Raw genomic sequence first — 22,571 nt, forward strand, 5'->3', positions numbered from 1 at the left:
TTCAAAGGGTGGGTTCGGAGGCGAAAGTGCCCGGAGCCGGACTTGAACCGGCACGCCCGCGAAGGGGCAGCGAGGTTTAAGCTCGCCGTGTCTGCATTCCACCATCCGGGCAGGCCATGGGCTCCGCTCTCAAGTTCTGAGCCTATCGGGACGCGTCCCCCGAACAGCGGAACGACGGATCGATGTTGTCTTATTTTATTGACTTCTGAGGGTGCATCAGCCCAGTAAACACGCCATACGCACTTGCCAATAGCGTGGCGTGGCGTGTGCGCGCGCGTACGCGGAATGACGGAATTTCACCTACCGAACGAGGGCGCTCCACCTGTTCTCGACAACGTCGGTCTCGGGGTCGCCCGTCCTCCCCAGGTATGACACGCACCCGCTCCGTCCGACCGGAGTCGCCCCTCGGAACCGGAACAGCGGCTGACTCCACGGACGTCTTCGGCCGAGACGATGGATCCGTCCCCATGAACTGACGTCGTCCCGACAGGAGCACCTTCCCGTGACCACCACACCCACCGCCGGCCGGACCACGGCCGTGGCCGCACGCGCCACGGAGCTGTCGAAGATCTACGGGCAGGGCGAGACCCGGGTGGTCGCCCTGGACCGGGTCTCCGTCGACTTCCGGCAGGCCGAGTTCACCGCGATCATGGGCCCGTCCGGTTCCGGCAAGTCCACGCTGATGCACTGCGTGGCCGGCCTGGACAGCTTCTCGTCGGGATCCGTGCGGATCGGCGAGACCGAGCTCGGCTCCCTGAAGGACAAGCAGCTCACCAAGTTGCGCCGGGATAAGATCGGCTTCATCTTCCAGGCCTTCAACCTGCTGCCGACGCTGACCGCGCTGGAGAACATCACCCTCCCGATGGACATCGCCGGCCGCAAGGCCGACAAGGCGTGGCTGGACCAGGTCATCCAGATGGTCGGCCTGTCCGGACGGCTCAGCCACCGGCCCTCCCAGCTCTCCGGCGGTCAGCAGCAGCGCGTCGCCGTGGCCCGCGCGCTCGCCTCCAAGCCCGAGATCATCTTCGGTGACGAGCCGACCGGAAACCTCGACTCGCGCTCCGGCGCCGAGGTGCTCGGCTTCCTGCGCAACTCCGTGCGCGAGCTGGGCCAGACGGTGGTCATGGTGACCCACGACCCGGTGGCGGCGGCGTACGCGGACCGCGTGGTCTTCCTCGCGGACGGGCGGATCGTGGACGAGATCTACGCTCCGACGGCCGACGCCGTCCTCGACCTCATGAAGCAGTTCGACGCGAAGGGCCGGACCAGCTGATGTTCCGCACAGCCCTGCGCAACGTACTCGCGCACAAGGCCCGGCTCCTGATGACCGTGCTCGCCGTCATGCTCGGCGTGGCGTTCGTGTCCGGGACCCTGGTCTTCACCAACACCATCTCCGACGCCTACCAGAAGAGCTCCGCCAAGGGCTTCGACCACGTCGACGTCGCCGTCCGGGCCAAGTACCAGGACTCCAAGGGCAACCAGGTCGGCAAGACCCCCGAGCTGACCCAGGCGCTGCTCGACAAGGCCGCGAAGGTCCCGGGCGCCGCCTCCGCGACCGGTGTCGTCACCGGCTTCACCGCGATCGCCGACAAGGACGGCAAGCTGGTCGGCGGCGACTGGCAGTCCGAGGGCGGCAACTACTCGGGCACCAAGGACGCCCGCTACCCGCTGACGAGCGGGCACGCCCCGCGCGGCAAGGACGAGGTGCTGATCGACTCCAAGACCGCCGAGCGCGCCGGCTACAAGGTCGGCGACACGGTGCGCCTGTCCGTCGACGGCCCGGTCCTCACCCCGCGCATCAGCGGCATCTTCACCACCGACGACGGCAACGTGGCCGCCGGTGGCAGCCTCGCCCTGTTCGACACGCCGACCGCGCAGAAGCTGTTCGGCAAGAAGGGCGCGTACGACGAGATCGACGTCCAGGCGGCGGCGGGAACCAGCCAGGCCGCGCTCAAGTCCACGCTGGACAAGGCTTTGCCTTCGCACCTGGTGGAGACCACCACCGGCAAGCGGCTCGCCGACGAACAGGCGCAGATGATCTCCGCCTCGATGAGCGGTCTGAAGCAGGCCCTGCTGGTGTTCGCCGGCATCGCCCTGTTCGTCGGCACGTTCATCATCGCCAACACCTTCACCATGCTGGTCGCCCAGCGCACCAAGGAACTGGCCCTGCTGCGGGCGGTCGGCGCCTCCCGCCGGCAGGTCACCCGCTCGGTGCTGATCGAGGCGTTCGTGGTCGGCACGGTCGCCGGTGTGACCGGTCTGGTCGCCGGCATCGGCATCGGCGCGGGGCTGCGGAGCCTGATGGGCTCCTTCGGCGCGGCCATGCCGGACGGACCGCTGGTGATCACGCCGGGCACCGTGGTGTCCGCGCTCGCCGTCGGCATCGTCATCACCGTGCTGGCCGCCTGGCTGCCGGGCCGCCGGGCCGCGAAGATCCCGCCGGTGGCGGCGATGAGCAGCGTGCACGCCAAGGCGACCACCAAGTCGCTGGTGCTGCGCAACACGCTCGGCGCACTGTTCTCGGCGGCCGGCATCGCGGTGGTCCTCTCGGCCACGACGATGGACACGGACTCCGCCCAGGGCCCCATGGGTCTCGGTGCCGTCCTGCTCATCATCGGCGTGTTCATCCTGACCCCGCTGCTGTCCCGCCCGCTGATCGCGGCCGCCTCCCCGGTGCTGCGCCTCTTCGGTGTCTCGGGCAAGCTGGCCCGCCAGAACTCGGTGCGCAACCCGCGCCGTACGGCGGCCACGGCCTCCGCGCTGATGATCGGCCTGACCCTGATCACCGGGATGACGGTGATGGCGGGCAGCCTGCAGACGGCGATCGACAAGATGGCCAGCTCGGCGGTCCGCGCGGACTACATCGTCTCGATGGCCAACCGCTCGCCGCTCTCCCCCAAGGTGGCACAGCAGATCGCCGCCACCGACGGGGTCACCGCCAGCAGCCCGCTACGCGACGCGGAGTCCCGCATCGACGGCCGGACCGAGTTCCTGACCGGCGTCAACGGCTCGGTGATCGGCGAGCTGACGGACCTCAAGGTGCAGGACGGCACGTTCAAGGTCGACGGCACGCACGTCGTCGTGGACAAGGACCGCGCCAAGGACTACGGCTGGCGGGCCGGTTCCCAGTTCACCGCGCACTACGCGGACGGCAAGGCGCAGAAGCTGACGGTCGCCGGGATCTACGAGGGCAACGACCTGCTCAACGGGATCATCGTCGACAACAAGGACGTCACCCCGCACCTGAAGGACCCGGCCGACATGCAGGTCATGGTCAAGACGGCGGACGGCGCCTCCGACGCGGTCAAGACGAAGCTGGAGAAGGCACTCGGTACCAACCCGGCGATCAAGGTCCAGGACAAGCAGGACATCTCCAACGGCATCGCGAAGATGTTCACGACGATGCTGAACATGCTCTACGGCCTGCTCGGCATGGCGGTGATCGTCGCGGTCCTCGGCGTCATCAACACCCTGGCCATGTCGGTCTTCGAGCGCTCCCAGGAGATCGGGATGCTCCGTGCGATCGGCCTGGACCGCAAGGCGATCAAGCGGATGGTCCGCCTGGAGTCCTTGGTGATCTCCCTGTTCGGCGGCGTGCTCGGCATCGGCCTGGGCGTGTTCTTCGGCTGGGCGGCCGGTGAGCTGCTGGGGACGAAGATGCCGACGTACGAACTGGTGCTGCCCTGGGGCCGGATGACGGTCTTCCTGCTGCTGGCGGCGGCGGTCGGCGTGCTGGCCGCCCTGTGGCCGGCCCGGCGCGCGGCCCGGCTGAACATGCTGGCGGCGATCAAGGCCGAGTAGCACCACGGCGCCGAGGGGCCCCGCTCTGCCGACGCGGAGCGGGGCCCTTGCCGTGTCAGCCGTGCCAGGTGCGGGTGCGCAGCGGCAGACCGGAGGCGCCGGACTCGGGAGTGCGGACGGCCAGGACCTGGTTGACGCCGATGCGGTTGCGTTCGAAGGCGAGCGCGCAGGCGGCCATGTACAGGCGCCAGACACGGGCCCGGCCGGGGCTGGACAGGCGGACGGCGCGGTCCCAGCCGGTTTCCAGGTTGGCGACCCAGTGGCGCAGGGTGCGGGCGTAGTGCTCGCGGATGGACTCCACGTCACGGACCTCGAAGCCGGCCCGCTCCAGCTGGGTGACGGTGGTGCCGATGGGGGCGAGCTCGCCGTCGGGGAAGACGTACGCGTCGATGAACCGGTCGACCTCGTACGCCCCTTCGTCGCGCTGCGGGCGGCGGGCGATCTGGTGGTTGAGCAGCCGTCCGCCGGGCTTCAGCAGGGCGTACAGGGCGCTCGTGTACTCGAGGTAGCGCTCGGTGCCGACGTGTTCGGCCATGCCGATGGAGGAGATCGCGTCGAAGGGGCCGTCCACGACGTCCCGGTAGTCCTGGACCCTGATCTCCACCCGGTCGGTCAGGCCCTCGTCGGCGACGCGCTTGCGGGCGTAGGCGGCCTGTTCCTGGGAGAGGGTGATACCGACGACGCCGACGCCGTGCTCACGGGCCGCGTGAATGGCCATCGAGCCCCAGCCGCAGCCGACGTCCAGCAGCCGCCGACCGGGCGTCAGGCCGAGCTTGCGGCAGACCAGTTCGAGCTTGTCGCGCTGGGCCGACACCAGTGTGGCGTCCTCTTCGGCGGGCCCCCAGTAGGCGCACGAGTACACCATCGACGCGCCGAGGACGATCTCGTAGAAGTCGTTGCCGACGTCGTAGTGGTGGCTGATGGCCCGCTTGTCGCTGTGCCGGGTGTGCAGATGACGGCGCCTGCGGACCTCCTCGCGCGGCGGGGCCGGCGGGAGCGGCGGTCCGGCGAGTTTCAGCAGCTCGCGGGCCGCGGCCCGTACCTCCGGATCGCGCATGGCCTGGACGAGGCTGCGGGCGTCGTCCCCGCGCTCCCAGATCAGCCCGGCCATGGCGTCGAGCGCGGCGTACAGGTCGCCCTCGATGTCCAGGTCTCCGGCGACCCAGGCGCGGGCCAGGCCCAGCTCGCCCGGTTTGAACAGCAGTCGGCGCAGGGCGCGGCGGTTGCGGATGACGAGGACCGGTGTAGCCGGCGGGCCGGCTTGGGAACCGTCCCAGGCGCGGATCCGCACCGGGAGGGGGACTCCCAGCAGCTGCTCGGCAACCCTTGTCAGCCGCGACGCGGCGTCGGCCATGGCGCACACCTCCAAGACGACGATCCCGGATGTCCGTTCACCACGTAAACACCTGCGGGGCCCGGCCGCAGTCCCGCAAAGGAGTTACAGCTGAGCAAAACGCGTGCATGGGCCACGAGTCAACGGGGCACGAGGCCGCTGTCGGTCGTGCCCACATCCTCACCGCCGGGCGTCACCGGTCGGTCTCAGCGGGAACGCGGCCCCGGACACGCCGAAGGGGCCGCCCGCACCACGGATGGCGGGCGGCCCCTTCGGGGTGTGCGTGGATGACCTGGGGTCAGGAGGCCTTGGCCTTCGCCTCGGTCTTGGCCGCGGCGGCGACCGGCGCCGGCTTGGCGGCCTCGTAGAACTCCTCGCGGGGGTTCTCCATGGCGCCGAGCGAGACGACCTCGCGCTTGAGGAACATGCCGAGCGTCCAGTCGGCGAAGATGCGGATCTTGCGGTTCCAGGTCGGCATCGCCAGACCGTGGTAGCCACGGTGCATGTACCAGGCGAGGCGGCCCTTGAGCTTGATCTTCATCTTGCCCATGACGATCATCGCGACGCCCTTGTGCAGGCCGAGACCGGCGACCGCACCCTTGTTGGCGTGGCTGTACTCCTTCTGCGGGAAGCCCCGCATGCCGGAGACCACGTTGTCGCCGAGGACCTTGGCCTGGCGCAGCGCGTGCTGGGCGTTCGGCGGGCACCAGGCGTTCTCGATGCCGGCCTTGCGGGAGGCGACGTCCGGCACCTGGGCGTTGTCGCCCGCGGCCCAGATGTAGTCCGTGCCCTGGACCTGGAGGGTGGGCGCGCAGTCGACGTGGCCGCGCGGACCGAGCGGGAGGCCGAAGCGGGCCAGGGCCGGGTTGGGCTTGACGCCGGCCGTCCAGACGATCGTGTTGGAGTCGACCTCGAGGCCGTTCTTCAGCACGACGTGGCCGCCGACGCAGGAGTCCATCGAGGTGGAGAGGTAGATCTCCACGCCGCGGCTCTCCAGGTGCTCCTTGCCGTACTGGCCGAGCTTGGGGCCGACCTCGGGAAGGATCTTGTCGGCGGCGTCGACGAGGATGAAGCGCATGTCCTCACGGGACACGTTCTTGTAGTACTTGGCCGCGTCGCGGGCCATGTCCTCGACCTCGCCGATGGTCTCCGCACCCGCGAAGCCACCGCCGATGAAGACGAAGGTGAGCGCCTTGCGGCGGAGCTCCTCGTCGGTCGTGGAGTCGGCCTTGTCCAGCTGCTCGAGGACGTGGTTGCGCAGGCCGATGGACTCCTCGATGCCCTTCATGCCGATGCCCTGCTCGGCGAGGCCGGGGATCGGGAAGGTGCGGGAGACCGCGCCCATCGCGATGACCAGGTAGTCGAAGGGCAGCTCGTACGCCTCGCCCACCAGCGGGGCGATCGTGGCGACCTTGCGGTCCTGGTCGATGGTGGTGACCCGGCCGGTGAGGACCTCCGCCTTCGGCAGCACGCGTCGCAGCGGGACGACGACGTGGCGAGGGGAGATGCTGCCGGCGGCGGCTTCGGGGAGGAAGGGCTGGTAGGTCATGTACGACCGGGGGTCGACGACCGTGACGGTCGCCTCTCCGTAGCGCATCTTCTTGAGGATGCGCCGAGCTGCGTACAGGCCTACGTACCCACCGCCTACTACGAGGATCCTGGGACGCTCCGTGGTGCTCATGCCATCGAGTATCCACCCGCCTTGGCAGGGGTGCTCGTGCGCCCCTTCACAAGGTCCGACAGGGCCTGTGCTAAACTCCGCGGCCCGCGTGACGCAGGTCATGACGGCGAGGGGGAACCACTGGGCGGTCTGACCCGTTGTCAAGGCCGCGTGAGCTGCCTCTCTGGGCACGCGGGGTGCTCGTGAGCATCTCGCGACACCCCCGGAACAACCCCTTCCGGGCCCCCCTTACACCCACCGTCTGAACATGTTCAAACGGCTCAGCGGCCCCTGGAAGGGCCAACCGGCCCCACTTCGGGGTTCCACGACCCGGAAATCCTTGTGAAGAACTTCACGAACTTTTCCGACCGGCCGTCACCGAGGGGCCCCTGAGGACCCCTCAGCCCCGCTCAGACGTTATCCGACCTGCTCAGCCGACGGCTACTGGCCAGTAACAAAAGAGAGCTACGCCACCGACCACGCGATGCCGTCGAGGATGTCGTGCTCGCTGACGACGACCTCCTCGGCGCCGGTCCGCTCCATGATCGCGAGCAGCACGAGGGCGCCCGCGCCGATGACGTCGACACGGCCCGGGTGCATGGACGGGATCGCCGCGCGCTCGGCGTGCGTGGAACGCAGCAGCCGTTCGGTGATCTCGCGGACGCGCTCGCGCGAGATGCGCGAGTGGTGGATGCGCTCGGAGTCGTACTCGGGCAGGTCCTGGGCGATCGCGGACACGGTCGTCACCGAGCCGGCGAGGCCGACCAGGGTGCGTGCCTCGCGCAGCGGGACCGTCTCCTCGGCGAGGTCCAGGGCGGCCTCGATGTCCGCCCTCATGGCGGCGATCTGCTCCTCGGTGGGCGGGTCGCTCACCTTGCCGTCGTGCACCAGGTGCCGTTCGGTCATCCGCACGCAGCCGACGTCCACCGACCGCGCGGCCGACACATGGCCGTCGCCGACGACGAACTCGGTGGAGCCGCCGCCGATGTCCACCACCAGGTACGGCCTGGCCATGTCTTCGCGGCCCTTGAGTTCCTTCGTCGCTCCCGTGAAGGAGAACTCGGCCTCCTGGCCGCCGCTGATGACCTCGGGTTCGACACCGAGGATGTCGACGACACCGCGCACGAACTCGTCCCGGTTCTCCGCGTCCCGCGAGGCGGAGGTGGCGACGAACCGCACCGACGCGCCGCCCAGTTCGCGGATGACGTCCGCGTACTCACGGCAGGCCGCGAAGGTCCGCTCCAGCGCCTCGGGCGCGAGCCGGCCGGTGCGGTCCACGCCCTGGCCGAGCCGCACGATCGTCATGCGCCGGTCCAGCTCCAGCAGCTCGCCGGTGGCCGGGTTGACGTCGGCGACCAGCAGCCGGATCGAGTTGGTACCGCAGTCGACGGCGGCGACACGGGTGAACCCCTCGGCGACCAGCGGCCGGTGGGCGAAGAAGCCGCTGCGGACCTCGGCGGGGTCGAAGACCGCGCCCTGCTCGCCCGGGTGCTCGTCCGCCGGATCGGGCGCCTGGAGCGGCTGCACGCACGGCCCCTTGCGCCACCACTCGGGCAGCATGGCGATCGCCTCGTCGCCGAGCGGGTTCACGCCCGGGCCCGCGGCCAGCGAATGGGCCACCAGGACGTGCAGGCACTTCACGCGGTCCGGCATGCCGCCCGCGCTCGGGAAGCCCTCCAGGACCTCGATCTCGTCCCGGCGCCGGATGTAGTCCTCGTGCGCGGCCCGGTAGGCGGCGGCCAGTTCGGGGTCGCTCCCCAGCCGCTCGGTCATCTCCTTCATGACGCCGTCCGCCTCCAGCGTGCCGATCGCCGAGGCGGCGCGCGGGCACGTCAGGTAGTACGTCGTCGGGAAGGGCGTGCCGTCCGGCAGCCGCGGGGCCGTCTCCACGACGTCCGGCTGCCCGCACGGGCACCGGTGCGCGATCGCCCGCAGCCCACGCGGCGGACGCCCGAGCTGCTGCTTGAAGGCCTCGACGTCCGCGTCGGTCGGCTCGGTGCGCGGAGTGGGCGGCGGAGGCGTTTCCATGACTGTCTTCAGCTGTCTTTCTGTCGGTTCACTGGTCGGAAGCGTCGGACTTGTCGACGCCGTCCCAGACGTTCGCGTACCAGGGCCGGTGGGCGGCCCCGAGGTCGGCGCGGGACTGCTTGGCCGCGCCCGGGTCGATCACGATGTACCCGGTCTCACCTGGCATCACATAGTGCAGCCGACGCCGGATCTGCTGCTTGGCGTAGGCGTCGTCCTGCCAGCGCGCCTTGAGGTCGCGCAGTTGCTCGACGCGTTTGCGGGCCCGCTCCTGCTGCCGTTGCTGGTCGGCGATCTCGGCGCGCTGGGACACGTACTGCCGCATCGGGTAGGCGAGCGCGACGATCAGCGTGCACAGCACCAGGGCGAGCAGGGCGGCGCGGCCGGTGAGCCGGGAGCGGCGCGCCTGGCGCTTGGTCTGGGAGCGGTAGACCCGGGCCGCCGTCTGCTCGCCGAGCAGCCTGAGCCTGGTCGCGGTGGAGAACCGGTCCCGGTCCTTCACGGCCATGTTCCCCGCCTCCCGTTCCACGCGCGTACGTCCCCGCACACGGTACGGGACCGAGTACGGGGACGTACGTACGACTGGCTAGGCCTTACGCCAGGTTGGGTCAGCCCTTGAAGCGGGGAAACGCGCTGCGGCCGGCGTACACCGCCGCGTCGTCGAGGATCTCCTCGATGCGCAGCAGCTGGTTGTACTTGGCGACGCGCTCGGAGCGGGCCGGGGCGCCGGTCTTGATCTGGCCGCAGTTGGTGGCGACGGCCAGGTCGGCGATGGTGACGTCCTCGGTCTCGCCGGAGCGGTGGGACATCATGCACTTGAAGCCGCTGCGCTGGGCCAGCTCGACGGCGTCCAGGGTCTCGGTCAGCGAGCCGATCTGGTTCACCTTCACGAGCAGCGCGTTGGCGGCGCCGTCCTCGATGCCGCGGGCCAGGCGCTCCGGGTTGGTGACGAACAGGTCGTCGCCGACCAGCTGGACCTTGTCGCCGAGCTTGTCGGTGATGACCTTCCAGCCGGCCCAGTCGTCCTCGAACAGCGGGTCCTCGATGGAGACGAGCGGGTAGGCCGCGACGAGCTCCTCGTAGTACTCCGTCATCTCGGCGGCGGAGCGCTCCTTGCCCTCGAAGAGGTACTTGCCGTCCTTGTAGAACTCGGAGGCGGCGACGTCGAGCGCGAGGGCGATCTGCTGGCCGGGGGCGTAGCCGGCCTCCTTGACGGCCTCGAGGATGAGGTCGAGGGCCTCGCGGTTGGAGCCGAGGTTCGGGGCGAAGCCGCCCTCGTCGCCGAGTCCGGTGGACAGGCCCTTGTTCTTCAGGACCTTCTTCAGCGTGTGGTAGACCTCGGTGCCCCAGCGCAGGGCCTCGGAGAAGGACTCCGCGCCGATCGGGGCGATCATGAACTCCTGGATGTCCACGTTGGAGTCGGCGTGCGAGCCGCCGTTCAGGATGTTCATCATCGGCACCGGCAGCAGGTGCGCGTTCGGGCCGCCCAGGTAGCGGAAGAGCGGGAGGTCGCTGGCCTCGGAGGCGGCGTGGGCGACGGCGAGGGAGACACCGAGGATGGCGTTGGCGCCGAGGGAGCCCTTGTTGTCGGTGGCGTCCAGGTCGAACATGGCCTGGTCGATCAGGCGCTGCTCGGTGGCGTCGTAGCCGACCAGCTCCGGGCCGATCTGCTCGATGACGGCGAGGACGGCCTTCTCGACGCCCTTGCCCTGGTAGCGGTTGGGGTCACCGTCGCGCAGCTCGATGGCCTCGAAGGCGCCGGTGGAGGCGCCGGACGGAACGGCGGCACGACCCGTGCTGCCGTCGTCGAGGCCGACCTCGACCTCGACCGTGGGGTTGCCTCGGGAGTCCAGGATTTCCCGGGCTACGACGACGTCGATGGACGGCACGAGCATCTCCTTCGTGGATGTGACGCTGGTAGTGCGGGGCTGGTGTGCCTTGCGACTAGAGCCTAACCGTCCCGGGGGCGTCGGCCACCGACCGACCGTCCCGTGGACACGCCGACGGTACCTTTTGTTCTCGTGCGAAACAAAGAGGCTTCCGGATGAGACCCGGCCGAACAGTGGGGAAACACAGGGCGGGAGCGGCGGGGCCGGAAGCGAAAACAGCCCCGTCCCGGCGCGTACGGGGGAACACGCGCCGGGACGGGGAGCCCGTGGGGACGGGGGGGATGACCCTCACGAGGCCTTCAGCGTGGGGGACGGCCTTGTGAGAGCGCTGTGGCTGCGGTGGGAACCAGGTGTCACTTCAGGTGCAGCTGCTGGCCCGGGTAGATGAGGTTGGCGTCCTCGACGATGTCCTTGTTCAGCTCGAACAGCTTCTGCCAGCCGCCCTTGACGTGGTGCTTCTCGGCGATGGAGCTGAGGGTGTCGCCCTTGACGACCTTGTACTCGCCGTCGCCCTTCTTGACCTTCTTGCCGGTCGGGGTGGTGACGGTCTTGCTCTTCGCCGGGGCCGTGCGCTCGGTGGAGCGGGTGGCGGCCTGCGTGTCGGTGGAGCGGGTGCTGGGCGCGGTGGTCTTCGCCGGGGCGCTCTTCGACGTGGTGGTGGGCGCGGAGCCGTTGTACGGGGTGCTGGACAGGCCCGTGCCGCACACCGGCCAGGCGCCCTTGCCCTGGGCGGCGAGGACCTTCTCGGCGACCGTGATCTGCTGCGCCTTGGTGGCCTGGTTGGCCTGCGCGGCGTAGGCGGTGCCGCCGTACGCGGCCCAGGTGGAGGCGGAGAACTGCAGGCCGCCGTAGTAGCCGTTGCCGGTGTTGATGGACCAGTTGCCGCCGGACTCACACTGGGCGACCGCGTCCCACTCCGAGGTGGTGGCGGCGGAGGCGTTGCCGGCCGCCATCAGCGGGGCGGCGACGACGGCACCGGTGACACCGGCCAGCGCGATGGCCCGGGTGGCCTTGGACGGACGACGGTGCTTGCCCTTGCCGGAAAACAGCATGGATCGATCCCCTCACCGACGCCTGCGAGGTGAGCTGTCGGGTTCGGGCCGGTTGAGTTGCCCGGCCGCACCTCCCGAAGAGGCACGGCTTCACCCCCAGCCGGTTCCAGCAGCCTCAACTGCCGGGCCCGGCACTTACCTTGGGTCCCCCGCTCCTGCCTACGGCGCATGACGCGACGACTGTTCCCGGGCGATCGCTGGCAGGACTCGGCGTTGCGATGGCCGGGGCTCGTGGTGACGAGCGGCCTCGACCGTAGACATGCGCTCGGCGGAATTTCAAAGACGATCAGGGCTTCTGAGACTCATCCCACACTTTCACCAAACCGGACATTAGCCGTGAAGCAGGGCGTCAACTCCCGCTATTTTCCACCGTTTTCCGTACCGACATCCAGGGTCTGACCGGGAGCGATCTGGTTCGCGTCGGCGCCGATGGCCTTCTTGTTCTCGGCGTAGAGCGCGCGCCATCCGCCGTCGACGTCAAGGGAGTCGGCGATGGAGCAGAGGGTGTCTCCCTCGCGGACGGTGTAGGTGCCGGCGTCACGGGAGGCGTGACGGCCGGACGGAGCGGCACTCTGACCGTTCGCCGCGGTTTCGTCCGCACTGCCACCACGGTGACGTCCGCCACTGCTGAGGGCGCCGGTGTCGACCAGGCTCCAAGAGCCGCCGGTCTGATTGGAATTGTCCGAGTCTTCCCTTGCGGGGTCCGCGGTGGGGGACTCGCTGCCCTGCTCGCTCCCGGGGTCAGGACGAGAGGATTTGTCGGACTTAGGCGTATCGGCACCCTTGCGCTTGCCCTCGCCGCTCTCCTTCCCCTTCTCCTTGCCCTTCTCGGAGCCGGTGTCCTTGCTCTCACTCGGGGACGGCTTGACCTTCTCACCCTTGGACGAGTCGGACGAAGACGGCGAATCAGGAAGTCCGGACGAGTCGGAATTATCTCCAGATTCTGACGGCCCATCGGCTCCTTGGGAGTCGCCTTCCTGCGACGAGCCGGAACCGCCGACGCCCGTGTCGACGTCCACGGAGCCGGAGTTGGAGGTCAGACCGGAGAGGAGGGCACAGGTGGCCCAGGGGGTGGTGCCCTGGTCGTCGAGGATCTTCTCGGCGACGGCGATCTGCTGCGAACGGCTCGCCTGGTCGGCACTGGAGGCATACGCGGTGCCGCCGTACTTGTCCCAGTCGTCCTGGGATATCTGCAGGCCGCCGAAGTACCCGTTGCCGGTGTCCGCGCTCCAGGAGCCACCGCTCTCGCACTCGGCCACCTTGTCCCATGTGGTGCCGTCCGCCGCACTGGCGCTCGCGGCACCGAGCAACGGGATGGCGATGGCGGAGCCGGTCACTCCGGCCGCGACGAGGAGGGCCGGGGCCTGACGGGGGCGACGGTGACGGCCGTTCCCGGAGAGCATGCGGATGCCTTTCGTGCGACAACGGGGACCGCGCGGCGGATGGAACTCGGAGCGCCACGCTGATGGGTGAACGTATAGGCAGACGATCACTTGTCACAAGTTAATGCCGCGCAGATCACGTGAAGATCACGGTATTGAACGTCGGACGGTTCGCCTCGGCCGGTGTGTTCAGGGGGCGGGCGTGAACTCCACGGGGAGTGTGCGCAGGCCGCGCATGATGAGCCCGCCACGCCAGCGCAGCTCGGCCGGATCGGCCGCGAGCCGCAGATCGGGGAGCCGGGTCAGGAGGGTGGCGAGAGCGGCCTGGCCCTCCAGCCGGGCGAGGGGGGCGCCCAGGCAGTAGTGGATGCCGTGGCCGTAGCCGAGGTGCTGGTTGTCCCGGCGGGACAGGTCCAGCACGTCCGGGTCGGCGAACCGCTCCGGGTCCCGGTCGGCGGCGGCGAGCACGACGAGCACCGGGTCGCCGGCGGCGATGTCCTGCCCGCCGATGGTGAGCGGCCGGGTGGCGAACCGCCAGGTCGCCAGCTCCACCGGGCCGTCGTAGCGCAGGAGTTCCTCGACTCCGGTCTCCAGGAGGTCCTTCTCCCCGGCGGCCAGGGAGGTCTGCAGGCGGTGGCGCTGCTCGGGGTGGGTGAGCAGGGCGTAGGTGCCGTTGCCGATGAGGTTGACGGTCGTCTCGAAGCCGGCGAACAGGAGGATGAAGGCCATGGCGGCGGCTTCGTTCTCGGTGAGGTGCTCGCCGTGGTCGGAGGCGCGGATGAGGCCCGAGATCAGGTCCTCGCCGGGAGTGGGCTCGGCGGGCAGCGCCTCGCGCTTGCGGTGGATCAGCTCGGCGAGATAGCCCCGCATCTTCTTGACGGACCGCGCGACCCCGCCTCTCGGCCCTCCCCCGTGCCGGATCATCATGCCCGCCCAGTCCCGGAAGTCGTCCTGGTCCTCGCGCGGGACGCCGAGCAGGTCGCAGATCGCGTAGATGGGCAGCGGGAAGGCGAACTCGTGGATGAGGTCGGCGGAGCCGGTCTTGGCGAACCCGTCGATGAGGCGGTCGGTCAGCTCCTGCACCCGGGGCGCGAACTCGGCGACCCTGCGGGGCGTGAACGCCTTGCTGACCAGCCGGCGCAGCCGAGTGTGGTCCGGCGGGTCGATGTTCAGCAGGTGCGTCATCAGCTCGGCCTTGCGCTCGCCCGGGATGCCGGTCTTGCCCTTGGCGTGCGCGGGCTCGTCGTGATGCGCGGGGTTCTTGCTCAGCCGCTGGTCGGCGAGGGCCTGCTTGGCGTCGGCGTACCGCGTGACCAGCCAGGCCTCGACCCCGCTGGGCAGCCGCGTCCGGTGCACGGGGGCGTACTCGCGGAGCCAGGCGTAGGCGGGGTAGGGGTCGGTGGCGAACTCCCAGGTGAAGAGGTCGGGGGCCGTCGGGGGGTGGAGCTGCTCGGTCACTCCTTGACGGTATCGGGAGCGGACGCGAGGTCCGTCACGGCTCTCCTGTGGCCGGCGGCGGCAGCCTGGCGGATCCGGTGGCCGGCCCATCGGCGCAGCAGATGACTGAGCACCACCCTGGCCTCGCCGACGCCCACCTCCGCACGGGGAGAGACCTCCCGGTGCGCCGCCCGGGCCACGGCGTCGACCGTGGCGGGTCCGTCGTCGGCCGCGGCGCCCATCACCGCGAGCCACACATACGGTGATGTGTCCGCGTACTCCTCGGCGCCCGGCTCAACGGTAGTGAGAGGGCCACTACTTGACGCCCCGTGTGCCCCAAGTCCCCCTGCGGAATTCGTCCTCCGCCCGATCAGCCCTCCGTCTTCCTGATCGCGTCCCGGTACACCCGCGCCGCCGCCCGCAGTGCCGCCTCCGGATCCACGCCGTCCGCCTCGGCGCGCACCGCCAGTGCCAGCAGTTCGTAGCCGATGCCCTCGCCCTGGGGCAGGGGCACGTCCAGGTCAGCCGTGCGGGCGCGGGAGGCGAGCTTGGCGGCGAGGGCGAGGCCGGGCTGACCGAGCGGGACGCCCTCGGTGACCGAGGTACGCCGCTTCTCCTCCGCCTTGGTGCGCAGCCAGTGCTCCTTGACGTCCTCCGGCGTCTCGGCCGTCTCGTCGCCGAAGACGTGCGGGTGACGGTGGATGAGCTTGGCGACGATGCCGCCGGCCACGTCGTCGATGGAGAACGGCGCGTCCGGGTCCTCCTCGGCGATGCGGGAGTGGAAGACGACCTGGAGCAGGACGTCGCCCAGCTCTTCCCGCAGCTCCTCGCGGTCGCCGGCCTCGATCGCCTCGACCAGTTCGTACGCCTCCTCGATGCCGTACTTCGCGAGACCCAGGTGGGTCTGGCGGGACGACCAGGGGCATTCGGCGCGGATGCGGTCCATGACCTGGACGAGGTCGAGGAGGCGGGCGCCGGGCAGGTCGTAGGAGGCGGGGAGCAGCTCCAGCTCGGGCATGCGGACGCGGCCGGTGCCGGCCAGGCGGGCCAGGCCGTCGGTGAGGGCGGGCTCTCCCTCACCCATGGCCACGACCACCACCGTCCGCCCGCCCGCGCAGGCTTCGACCAGCTCCTCGGCGGTGGGGGACGCCTCCGCCACCGATATCCCGGCCTCGCGCAGATACGGCAGCTGCGGATGCGCGCCGTCCGCGCACAGCACGGCGTCGGCGGCGCGCAGTACCTGCCATGCCGGCCAGGACAGCAGGCCGGGCGCCACCCGGTGGCTGGTGGTGAGCAGGACGATGCGGCCGGGTGCGGCTTCGGGGGTGGTTTCGTTCACGCTCCGAACGTAACCCACGGCGCGAAGGCGCGGGCGCGGTTGTCCACAGGGTCGAGCGGGTCATGTGATCGTATGACCGGCATCCCTGCTCAGACCGGCGCCGTCCCTGCTCACCGCCGCCCCGACGAGGCCGGCTCGGCGGCAAGCCCCGTCCGCTCGCTCCCGCTTCTGTGCGGCTACGCCGGCTGCTGTTGCGTCCCCGTCGTGAGGTCCCGCACCCATGGCGTCTTCGCGTCCACACGGCTGCTCTTCTGCACGTCCCAGGCGCCGTATCGCGGGTTGAGGTCGACGTGGAGTTCCGCGGACGCCTGGGACAGGGCCTTCCAGAAGGGGGGCTGGGTGGTGTCGGTACCGAGCTTCGCGGCGAGCTTCTGCGCCTCCAGCTGGAGGCGCAGGTTCTCGTCCAGGCGTGCGGGCGCGATGCCGTACTTCTGCAGCCAAGCCGTCTCCAGACCCTTGGCGCCGCCGGCTTGCCGCTCCAGGTCCGTGCGCATCTGCACGACCTCCTTGCGGGTGACCGCGATGCCCTCGTCCTGCGCGGCGCGGTGCAGCACCCGGTCGAGGACCATGTTGTGCAGGGTGTCGCGGGTGAGTCCGGCGGTGGAGGAGAGGACCTGCTGGTACTGGGTCTCGTCGGGCACCGCGGCCCGCTGAGCCTCACGTACCTCGTTGACCCTGGTCTCCAGCTGGGCGACGGTGATCCGCTGCCCTCCGACGACGGCCGCCGCGCCCGCGTGCGCGTCGCTTCCACAGGCGGTGAGGAGGGGAGCCGCGGCGGCGATCGCGGCGGAGAGGACGAGCGCGGTGCGACGGCGGCGGTGCAAGGAGACCTCCTGGGGGAGATTGTGCGACGGTGCACAAAGTCTTGCGGTGATCGATGGTAGGCAGTGGCCAGCCTCCGGCCAACCCATTCGACCAACGATTCGCACGCGCTTCAGGCACCGCCGCGCCACCCCGTAAGGGGCCGCCGGGTCAGCCGGTGATCGCCACCGGCGCGTCCCATGCGTCACGGTCGACGGTGAGCGTGACGCCGCCGTGCGACTCCTTGCTGTTGACCAGGTACTGGTGGCCCCGGCTGTGGTTCGTGAACCGGGTCGAGCGCCACGGCCAGTCCGCGGTGGTGGTGTTCTGCTTGTCCCACAGCGCGTACCAGAGGTTGCCCGGCAGGTCCGTCTTGTCGGCGGCGGTGGCGATGGCCTTGGCGCTGGAGCTGCTGAAGCCGTAGTAGCCGGTGCGGTACGTCTTGGCGTGCAGGCCCTTGCCGAAGGCGCGCACGTACGTCAGTACGGCGTCGTCGCACGCCTTGTTCGTGATGTCGTACGCCTCCATGTCGAGGTAGACCGGGCTGCCCGCCTTCATCCCGAGGGCGGAGGCCTCGGCCACGGCGTCGGAGGCGTCGGACGCGCCGAGGGAGGCGGCGGCGGAGGCGGTCAGCTTCTCCGGGTTGGAGCCGGACTGGCAGGGCGGCTGGGCGCCGACGTAGATCGGGATGAGCTTCCAGCCCATGCCGGTGACGGACTTGACCCAGGCAGAGGTGAGGCTGGGCTGGTTGCAGCCGCGGTTCTTGCCGCCCACGTAGACGGCGGCGGCGCCGTAGAAGCCGGTGTGCCAGGCCTTCATCGCGGACCGGGAGGGCGCCGTGCAGGTGTCGAAGGCGCGACCGGTGAAGGTCTGCTGCGCGGGCCAGGCGGTGGCGGCCATGGAGGTCTGCGCGGCAATGCCGGCACCGGCGACGACGGCCGCCCCGACCACCGCCCACGTGACATACCTGCGCTTCTTCGACTGCCGATGGCCGGCCATGAAGTCCCCACCCCTGCTCGTGCGCCGCCTGGTAAAACGAAGCGCAAGGTACCCGGCGCCGATCATGCTTACGGGAAACCCGAACCCCGGAAGATCACAAAATTCTCCCAGGGAACGGCAAAACCTAGCCGCGCACCTGCGCCAGCCACTGCAGGGTGCGGCGGATCTCCCCGGAGAGCGGGTGGCCGGGGCCCTGGAAGCGCTCCACGTCCAGCAGCAGCCGCGCGAGCGTGTCGTGGGCGGCGGGGCGATCGCCGAGGGCGAGCAGCAGGTGGCCGATACGGCGGCGCACGTCGTGGGCGAGCTGCGGGTCGCCGGACACGTACTGGTTCTCGTAGTACGGCAGCAGCGCGCGGTACTCGGCGAGCGCCGCCGCCGGTTCGCCGAGCTGCTCCAGGCACTGGGCGGCCTCGTAGCGGAAGCGCAGGGACTGCGGGTCGGCCTGCCCGGCCTCGGCGGCGCGTTCGTCGGCGAGGCGGCGCAATTCGGGCAACGCGCGCCGGTACTGGCCGTCGTCCATGAGGGTGGCCGCGTACTGCTTGCGCAGCGTGCGCACGACGGGGGAGTGCTCGCCGTGCTGTTCGGCCGCGGCGGGCAGGATCGCGCCCAGGATGTCCACGGCCTGGGTGATGCGGCCCACGCCGAGGAGCCGCTTGACCTCGTCGACCGCGGCGGCGACGTCGGGTTTCTCGGTCACCGCCGGTGCGGGCGCGACGGGGGCGGGCCGGGGCGCGGGCGTCCGGGCGCGGTCCGGCCAGGGGGCGTGCGGGCGCAGGAAAGGACGCGTGGGGTCCAAAGGTGCCTCGGTGGGTGTCCCGCGCGCGGGCAGGAGCGGCTCCAGGTGCTCGTACACCTCCTGCGCGGAGGCCGGCCGGTGCTCCGGGTCCTTGGCGAGCAGGCGCAGGACGAGCGCTTCGAGCACCTCGGGGATCTCGGGGCGGATCCGGCGCACCGGCAGCGGGGGCTCGTACAGGTGCCGGTGCAGCACACCGAGCGCCGTGGAACCGGCGAACGGCACGTCACCGCTGAGGAGTTCGTGCAGCAGCACGCCGAGCGCGTACAGGTCGGTGTACGGGCCGACCGCGCCACCCATCGCCTGCTCGGGCGCCATGTAGGCGGGCGAGCCGATGGGTGATCCGGTGTGGGTGAGACGGGTGGTGTCGGTGTCCATCACGGCCGCCACACCCAGGTCGAGGACGGTGACCGTACCGTCCTGTTTCACCATCACGTTCCGCGGCTTGAGGTCGCGGTGCACGATCGGCACGGCATGCACAGCGCTCAGCACGGCACACAGTTGCGCGGCCACGGCGACCGCCCATTGCCACGGGTAGGGGTCGTGCTCGGCGAGGTGGTCGGAGAGATCGGCGCCGTCGACGTACTGCATGACGAGGAACAGCTCCTCGCCCTCACTGCCCGCGTCGTGCACGGTGACCAGGCCCGGGTGGTCGACCTGCGCCGTCACCCGGCACTCGCGCACGAACCGGCGGCGCAGCTCGTCCGCCTCCTGGCCGGCCACCTTGTCGGGGCGCAGCAGCTTCACCGCCACACGCCGGTCGAGCCGCTGGTCGTACGCCGTCCAGACCTGGCCCATGCCGCCCTGTCCGATGAGCGTGGACAGCTCGTAGCGGCCGGCGACGACACGCCCCGTCGCCACGGTCACCGTCCGCCCTCGTGGCCGCCGCCCCGGCTGCCGTCGTGCTTGCGCAGGTAGTCGCTCAGCTCGTCCAGCTCGGCACGCACCTGGTCGATGCGGGCGGGCGCCGGGCGCTGGGGCGGCGGGGGGACCACCGGGGACTGCGGCACGGGCGTGTGCGGTATCGGAGGCTGCACGGGCACGGGGGTCTGCCCCAGGGTCGTCGCGGTGAACGGCGCCGGAGGCTGCGGATAGAGGTACGGGGACGACGAGGACACCGCCGAGCGGCCCTCGTACGCCTGCCGGAGCTGGTGGAAGTGCCGGCTGTCCGCCACGAGGTAGTACACGACCGTGACGGCCAGCCCGCCGAAGACCAGCGCGATACCCAGGTAACCGCCAGCGGTGTGGACGTCGTCGCCGGACTCTGTGCCCAGCAGCACGATGCCGAGGATGTCGGCCGCCAGCACGGCCACGAACAGGCCCCAGTCCAGCGACTTGCGCGTGACGACGGCCAGCCGCAGCAGCATCGCCCAGGTCAGGAAACCGCAACTGAAGATCCCGACCGCGACGAACAGCACGCGCAGGAAGACCAGCCACGAGGGGGGCGGCGGCTGCTTCACCGGCTGTGCGTAGCCGTGGCCTTGCATGACTGCTCCTGATGCCTGACATGGGCGTACGAACCCGCCCCGGCGTGCTCGGCCGGGCGAACAACACCGATCGTGCGATGGTCGCTTCGAGCATATGGCCCGGCACGGACAAGCGGCACGGGTTGTACCGAACCGTTGTCCGGGCCTCGCGGTCGATCAGGCGCGAAGGGTCGATACCGGGTCAATCGGGCGCGACGGTACCGTCGGTCAGACCGTCGTACATCCCGCGCACGAGCTGCTCACCCAGCCGGCTCGCCTGGCGCAGCGCCCGCTCGAACTCGTCCAGTGCGCGAAAACGCGCGCCGTAGCGCCGCTGTTCGTCCAGCGGGAGCCGGGGCAGCTGGAGGCGGCGCACGTCCAGGCGGGTCGCGGTGGACGCATAGCTGCTGGCCTGGCGGTTGTTGGCGGTTCCCCGCAGAAACCCGGCGAGGAACCAGGGGTCGAGCGCCGTGGGATCAGGGCGCAGGAGCACGAGACTGCGCCCCAGGGCGGCGCCCTGCGTGACGTCGTCGATCACGCGCGCCACCGAGCCTCCGCCGAGCACCGGTACGACGATGTCGCCCGGCTCGGTCAGCACGGCCTCCTCGTCGCTCTCGGGAAGCGTCCCGGAGGGTGCCGTTCCGGCGAGCACGTCATGGTCGGTGAGAACGGGCACGCGCGCGTGGCCGCCGTTTCCGCCCGTGCGCAGCACCAGCGCGCCCCCGCGCGCGAGTTCGCCGACGGTGGTGAGAGGCCAGCGCGCGGGCGCCACCGGGTCGGCGGGCGGCGGGGTGAGGTCGTCGGTCAGCCGCAGGGTCGCACGGAGGCGCTCGCGCACCGCCGTGAGCTGCTCCGCGCCGTCGGCGACGGCCGGCGGCGGCAGATGGCGGGCGGGGGCGATGTCCACGTCGTCGTCGAGCAGCTCGATCACCGGCACCGAACGCGCCAGCCCCGGCCGCTCCTCCAGCCGTCCGGTGCGGGCGAAGGCGTGCCAGGCGTCGAGAACGGCGTCCCCGACCGCGTGCCAGTCCGGACCGCCGCGTGCCTCGCCCGCGAACCGCCCGGTGTCGGCGAGCAGCACTTCGGGTGCCGCGGGCGTCCGGCCGGGACGCCGAAGCACCCACACATGCAGCGGGATGTTGTACGGCGGCGCCGCCCCGACCGGCAGCGCGATCACGGCACGCAGCGCGCCCCGGCGCAGCAGGTCGGCGCGGATCCGGCGCCCGGAGCGGCGGGAGGCCACGGCCGGCGGCATGAGCAGCACGGCGGTGCCTCCCTCGGCGAGCCGGGCCAGCGCATGCTGCACCCAGGCCAGCTCGGACTCGGTCCGCGCGGGAAAGCCGTACTCCCAGCGCGGGTCGTAGGCGAGTTCGTCGTGACCCCAGTTGCGCTCGTTGAACGGCGGGTGGCACAGGACGGCGTCGGCACGCAGCTCGGGGTAGGCGTCGCCGCGCAGGGTGTCGCCCACGGCGCCGCGCACGGCGGCGCGGGCGCCCAGCGCGAGCCGCAGCGCGGTCAGCGCGGCGAGGTCGGGCGCGCTGTCCTGGGCGTACAGCTCCTGGCCGGGGTGGGCGTCGACGGCGCGCAGCAGAGCGCCGGTGCCGCAGGCCGGGTCGAGGACGGTACGGGCGGGGCCGGCCAGATCGGCCATGAGGCGGGCGAGGTCTGCCGGGGTGAGGGTGTACTGGCGCGGGTTGGCGTCCAGGTGCCGCCCCAGCAGGAACTCGAAGGCCTGCCGCGCCCCCAGCTCGGCGGCCAGCTCGGCCGCGCCGCGCAGGAGAGGAGCGGAGAGGAGGAGCTGGGGGCCGGTGGGGGTGTGGATCACGGGGGTCTGGGGGGTGGCCGGGGCGGGCGTGGTGTTCACAGCGCCCACAGCTTGCGCGGGGGGCTGTGAGTGTGCCGGAAGCCCCGTGTTCACAGAAGCCGGGGCGTTCACAGATGATGAGCCGCCCGCGGTCAGCCCGGTGTGAACACTACTGCTGTGCATGGCGCCGAAGCGCGGGATGAGGACCTGGCGCAGCGCGTCCGGCAGCATTGCGGCGAGGTGTTCGTCGGAGCCCGCGCTCACGTCGAGCCAGACGGTGGGGCGTTCATGGATGAGCAGCAGGACGCAGCCCGCGTGCACCAGGGCGGTGACCGGCCCCTGGGGATGACCGGCGAGCTGCTGCCAGACGCGTTCCCGCAGCGGGACCTCGGCGAGTTTGCCCTGCTTGCGCAGCCACGCCTCCACCTCGATGAGAGCGAAGGACGGGCTGGCCTCGGTGCCGCCGACCGGTCTGGGGAAGTCGGCATGCCGGCGGCGCCAGTTGCTCACCGCGGCACGGCCCACTCCGGCGAGGCGGGCGATACCCGCCGCGGTCACCTCTGTCGCGTTGTCCTGCACCGGCCCCGCTCCCCTCGTCCCGTGCGTGCACCGAGCATACGGCGCACACAAGATCCATGCATTCACGCTCGTGTACACAGATGAGGATGTGAATCAGGTTGACTCGGTTCACAAGCTCTGGTCTCATTGACCCAGCGAACGAGTGACTGCCGGAAAAGGGGCAGTCGCCGTATCGGGAGGGGGCCCGTCATGGGCATGAAGGACAAGAGCG

The 22,571-nt window shown here is 70.7% G+C and carries 17 protein-coding genes, 1 tRNA gene, 1 pseudogene and 1 riboswitch; of the genes and pseudogenes, 2 read left to right on the forward strand and 17 right to left on the reverse strand.

The genetic code is table 11. The annotated features are described in order from the left end of the window. Positions 1-27: 27 nt before the first annotated feature. A tRNA-Leu gene (locus AVL59_RS43230) sits at positions 28-111 on the reverse strand. A gap of 391 nt (positions 112-502) precedes the next feature. Between AVL59_RS43230 and AVL59_RS43235 the strand changes: the two genes are divergently transcribed. Both AVL59_RS43235 and AVL59_RS43240 read left to right on the forward strand, forming a co-directional pair. After that, positions 503-1,273 carry an ABC transporter ATP-binding protein gene (locus tag AVL59_RS43235; protein WP_067315290.1) on the forward strand — a complete coding sequence of 257 codons (771 nt, stop codon included), beginning with the start codon at positions 503-505 and terminating at the stop codon, positions 1,271-1,273. Continuing rightward, positions 1,273-3,801 carry an ABC transporter permease gene (locus AVL59_RS43240; protein WP_067315292.1) on the forward strand — a complete coding sequence of 843 codons (2,529 nt, stop codon included), beginning with the start codon at positions 1,273-1,275 and terminating at the stop codon, positions 3,799-3,801. The genes AVL59_RS43235 and AVL59_RS43240 overlap by 1 nt, the downstream gene beginning before the upstream one ends. A gap of 55 nt (positions 3,802-3,856) precedes the next feature. Here AVL59_RS43240 and AVL59_RS43245 read toward each other — a convergent pair whose 3' ends face one another. The 16 genes and pseudogenes from AVL59_RS43245 to AVL59_RS43315 all read right to left on the reverse strand — a co-directional run bounded on the left by AVL59_RS43245 (position 3,857) and on the right by AVL59_RS43315 (position 22,360). Further along, on the reverse strand, positions 3,857-5,155 hold the full coding sequence (locus tag AVL59_RS43245) for an SAM-dependent methyltransferase (RefSeq protein WP_067315294.1): 1,299 nt from the start codon (positions 5,153-5,155) through the stop codon (positions 3,857-3,859). 277 nt (positions 5,156-5,432) lie between these two features. Then, positions 5,433-6,815, reverse strand: a complete 1,383-nt coding sequence (locus tag AVL59_RS43250; protein ID WP_079147270.1) for an NAD(P)/FAD-dependent oxidoreductase — start codon at positions 6,813-6,815, stop codon at positions 5,433-5,435. 444 nt (positions 6,816-7,259) lie between these two features. Continuing rightward, positions 7,260-8,216 carry a Ppx/GppA phosphatase family protein gene (locus AVL59_RS56235; protein WP_067318458.1) on the reverse strand — a complete coding sequence of 319 codons (957 nt, stop codon included), beginning with the start codon at positions 8,214-8,216 and terminating at the stop codon, positions 7,260-7,262. Positions 8,217-8,420: 204 nt separating this feature from the next. Beyond that, positions 8,421-8,822: pseudogene (locus AVL59_RS56240) on the reverse strand (DUF501 domain-containing protein); the annotation flags it as partial. A gap of 28 nt (positions 8,823-8,850) precedes the next feature. Then, entirely contained in the window at positions 8,851-9,327 is a 477-nt protein-coding gene (locus AVL59_RS43260; protein ID WP_067315296.1) for an FtsB family cell division protein, read from the reverse strand. A gap of 100 nt (positions 9,328-9,427) precedes the next feature. Then, a complete protein-coding gene (eno, locus tag AVL59_RS43265; RefSeq protein WP_067315297.1) occupies positions 9,428-10,714 on the reverse strand; it encodes a phosphopyruvate hydratase in 1,287 nt (428 codons plus the stop codon). Between the two features lie 347 nt (positions 10,715-11,061). Then, complete coding sequence (locus AVL59_RS43270) at positions 11,062-11,760, reverse strand: transglycosylase family protein (RefSeq protein WP_067315299.1); 699 nt, start codon at positions 11,758-11,760, stop codon at positions 11,062-11,064. Positions 11,761-11,764: 4 nt separating this feature from the next. Beyond that, positions 11,765-11,937: riboswitch (cyclic di-AMP (ydaO/yuaA leader) on the reverse strand. A gap of 182 nt (positions 11,938-12,119) precedes the next feature. Continuing rightward, complete coding sequence (locus AVL59_RS43275; protein ID WP_067315301.1) at positions 12,120-13,163, reverse strand: LysM peptidoglycan-binding domain-containing protein; 1,044 nt, start codon at positions 13,161-13,163, stop codon at positions 12,120-12,122. Between the two features lie 168 nt (positions 13,164-13,331). Continuing rightward, positions 13,332-14,600, reverse strand: a complete 1,269-nt coding sequence (locus tag AVL59_RS43280) for a cytochrome P450 family protein (protein ID WP_067315303.1) — start codon at positions 14,598-14,600, stop codon at positions 13,332-13,334. Beyond that, positions 14,597-14,836 (reverse strand): hypothetical protein, encoded by a 240-nt coding sequence (locus tag AVL59_RS43285; RefSeq protein ID WP_067315305.1) that lies wholly within the window; start codon positions 14,834-14,836, stop codon positions 14,597-14,599. Before AVL59_RS43285 ends, AVL59_RS43280 begins: the two co-directional genes overlap by 4 nt. A 113-nt stretch (positions 14,837-14,949) precedes the next feature. Beyond that, a complete protein-coding gene (locus AVL59_RS43290) occupies positions 14,950-15,918 on the reverse strand; it encodes a nucleoside triphosphate pyrophosphohydrolase (protein WP_067315307.1) in 969 nt (322 codons plus the stop codon). 176 nt (positions 15,919-16,094) lie between these two features. Next, positions 16,095-16,742: a SurA N-terminal domain-containing protein gene (locus AVL59_RS43295; RefSeq protein WP_067315309.1), complete on the reverse strand. Its 648-nt coding sequence runs from the start codon at positions 16,740-16,742 to the stop codon at positions 16,095-16,097. A gap of 148 nt (positions 16,743-16,890) precedes the next feature. Continuing rightward, positions 16,891-17,718 (reverse strand): glycoside hydrolase domain-containing protein, encoded by an 828-nt coding sequence (locus tag AVL59_RS43300; RefSeq protein WP_067315311.1) that lies wholly within the window; start codon positions 17,716-17,718, stop codon positions 16,891-16,893. A 124-nt stretch (positions 17,719-17,842) separates the two neighbouring features. Further along, positions 17,843-19,336, reverse strand: a complete 1,494-nt coding sequence (locus AVL59_RS43305; RefSeq protein ID WP_257785143.1) for a serine/threonine-protein kinase — start codon at positions 19,334-19,336, stop codon at positions 17,843-17,845. A gap of 38 nt (positions 19,337-19,374) precedes the next feature. Beyond that, the gene (locus AVL59_RS43310; RefSeq protein WP_067315314.1) at positions 19,375-19,998 is read right to left on the reverse strand and encodes a hypothetical protein; all 624 of its coding nucleotides are present in this window, start codon (positions 19,996-19,998) and stop codon (positions 19,375-19,377) included. Between the two features lie 181 nt (positions 19,999-20,179). Beyond that, complete coding sequence (locus AVL59_RS43315; protein WP_067315315.1) at positions 20,180-22,360, reverse strand: N-6 DNA methylase; 2,181 nt, start codon at positions 22,358-22,360, stop codon at positions 20,180-20,182. Positions 22,361-22,571 lie beyond the last annotated feature (211 nt).

Origin of the sequence: Streptomyces griseochromogenes, from assembly GCF_001542625.1 — a bacterium.
GTDB lineage: Bacteria > Actinomycetota > Actinomycetes > Streptomycetales > Streptomycetaceae > Streptomyces > Streptomyces griseochromogenes.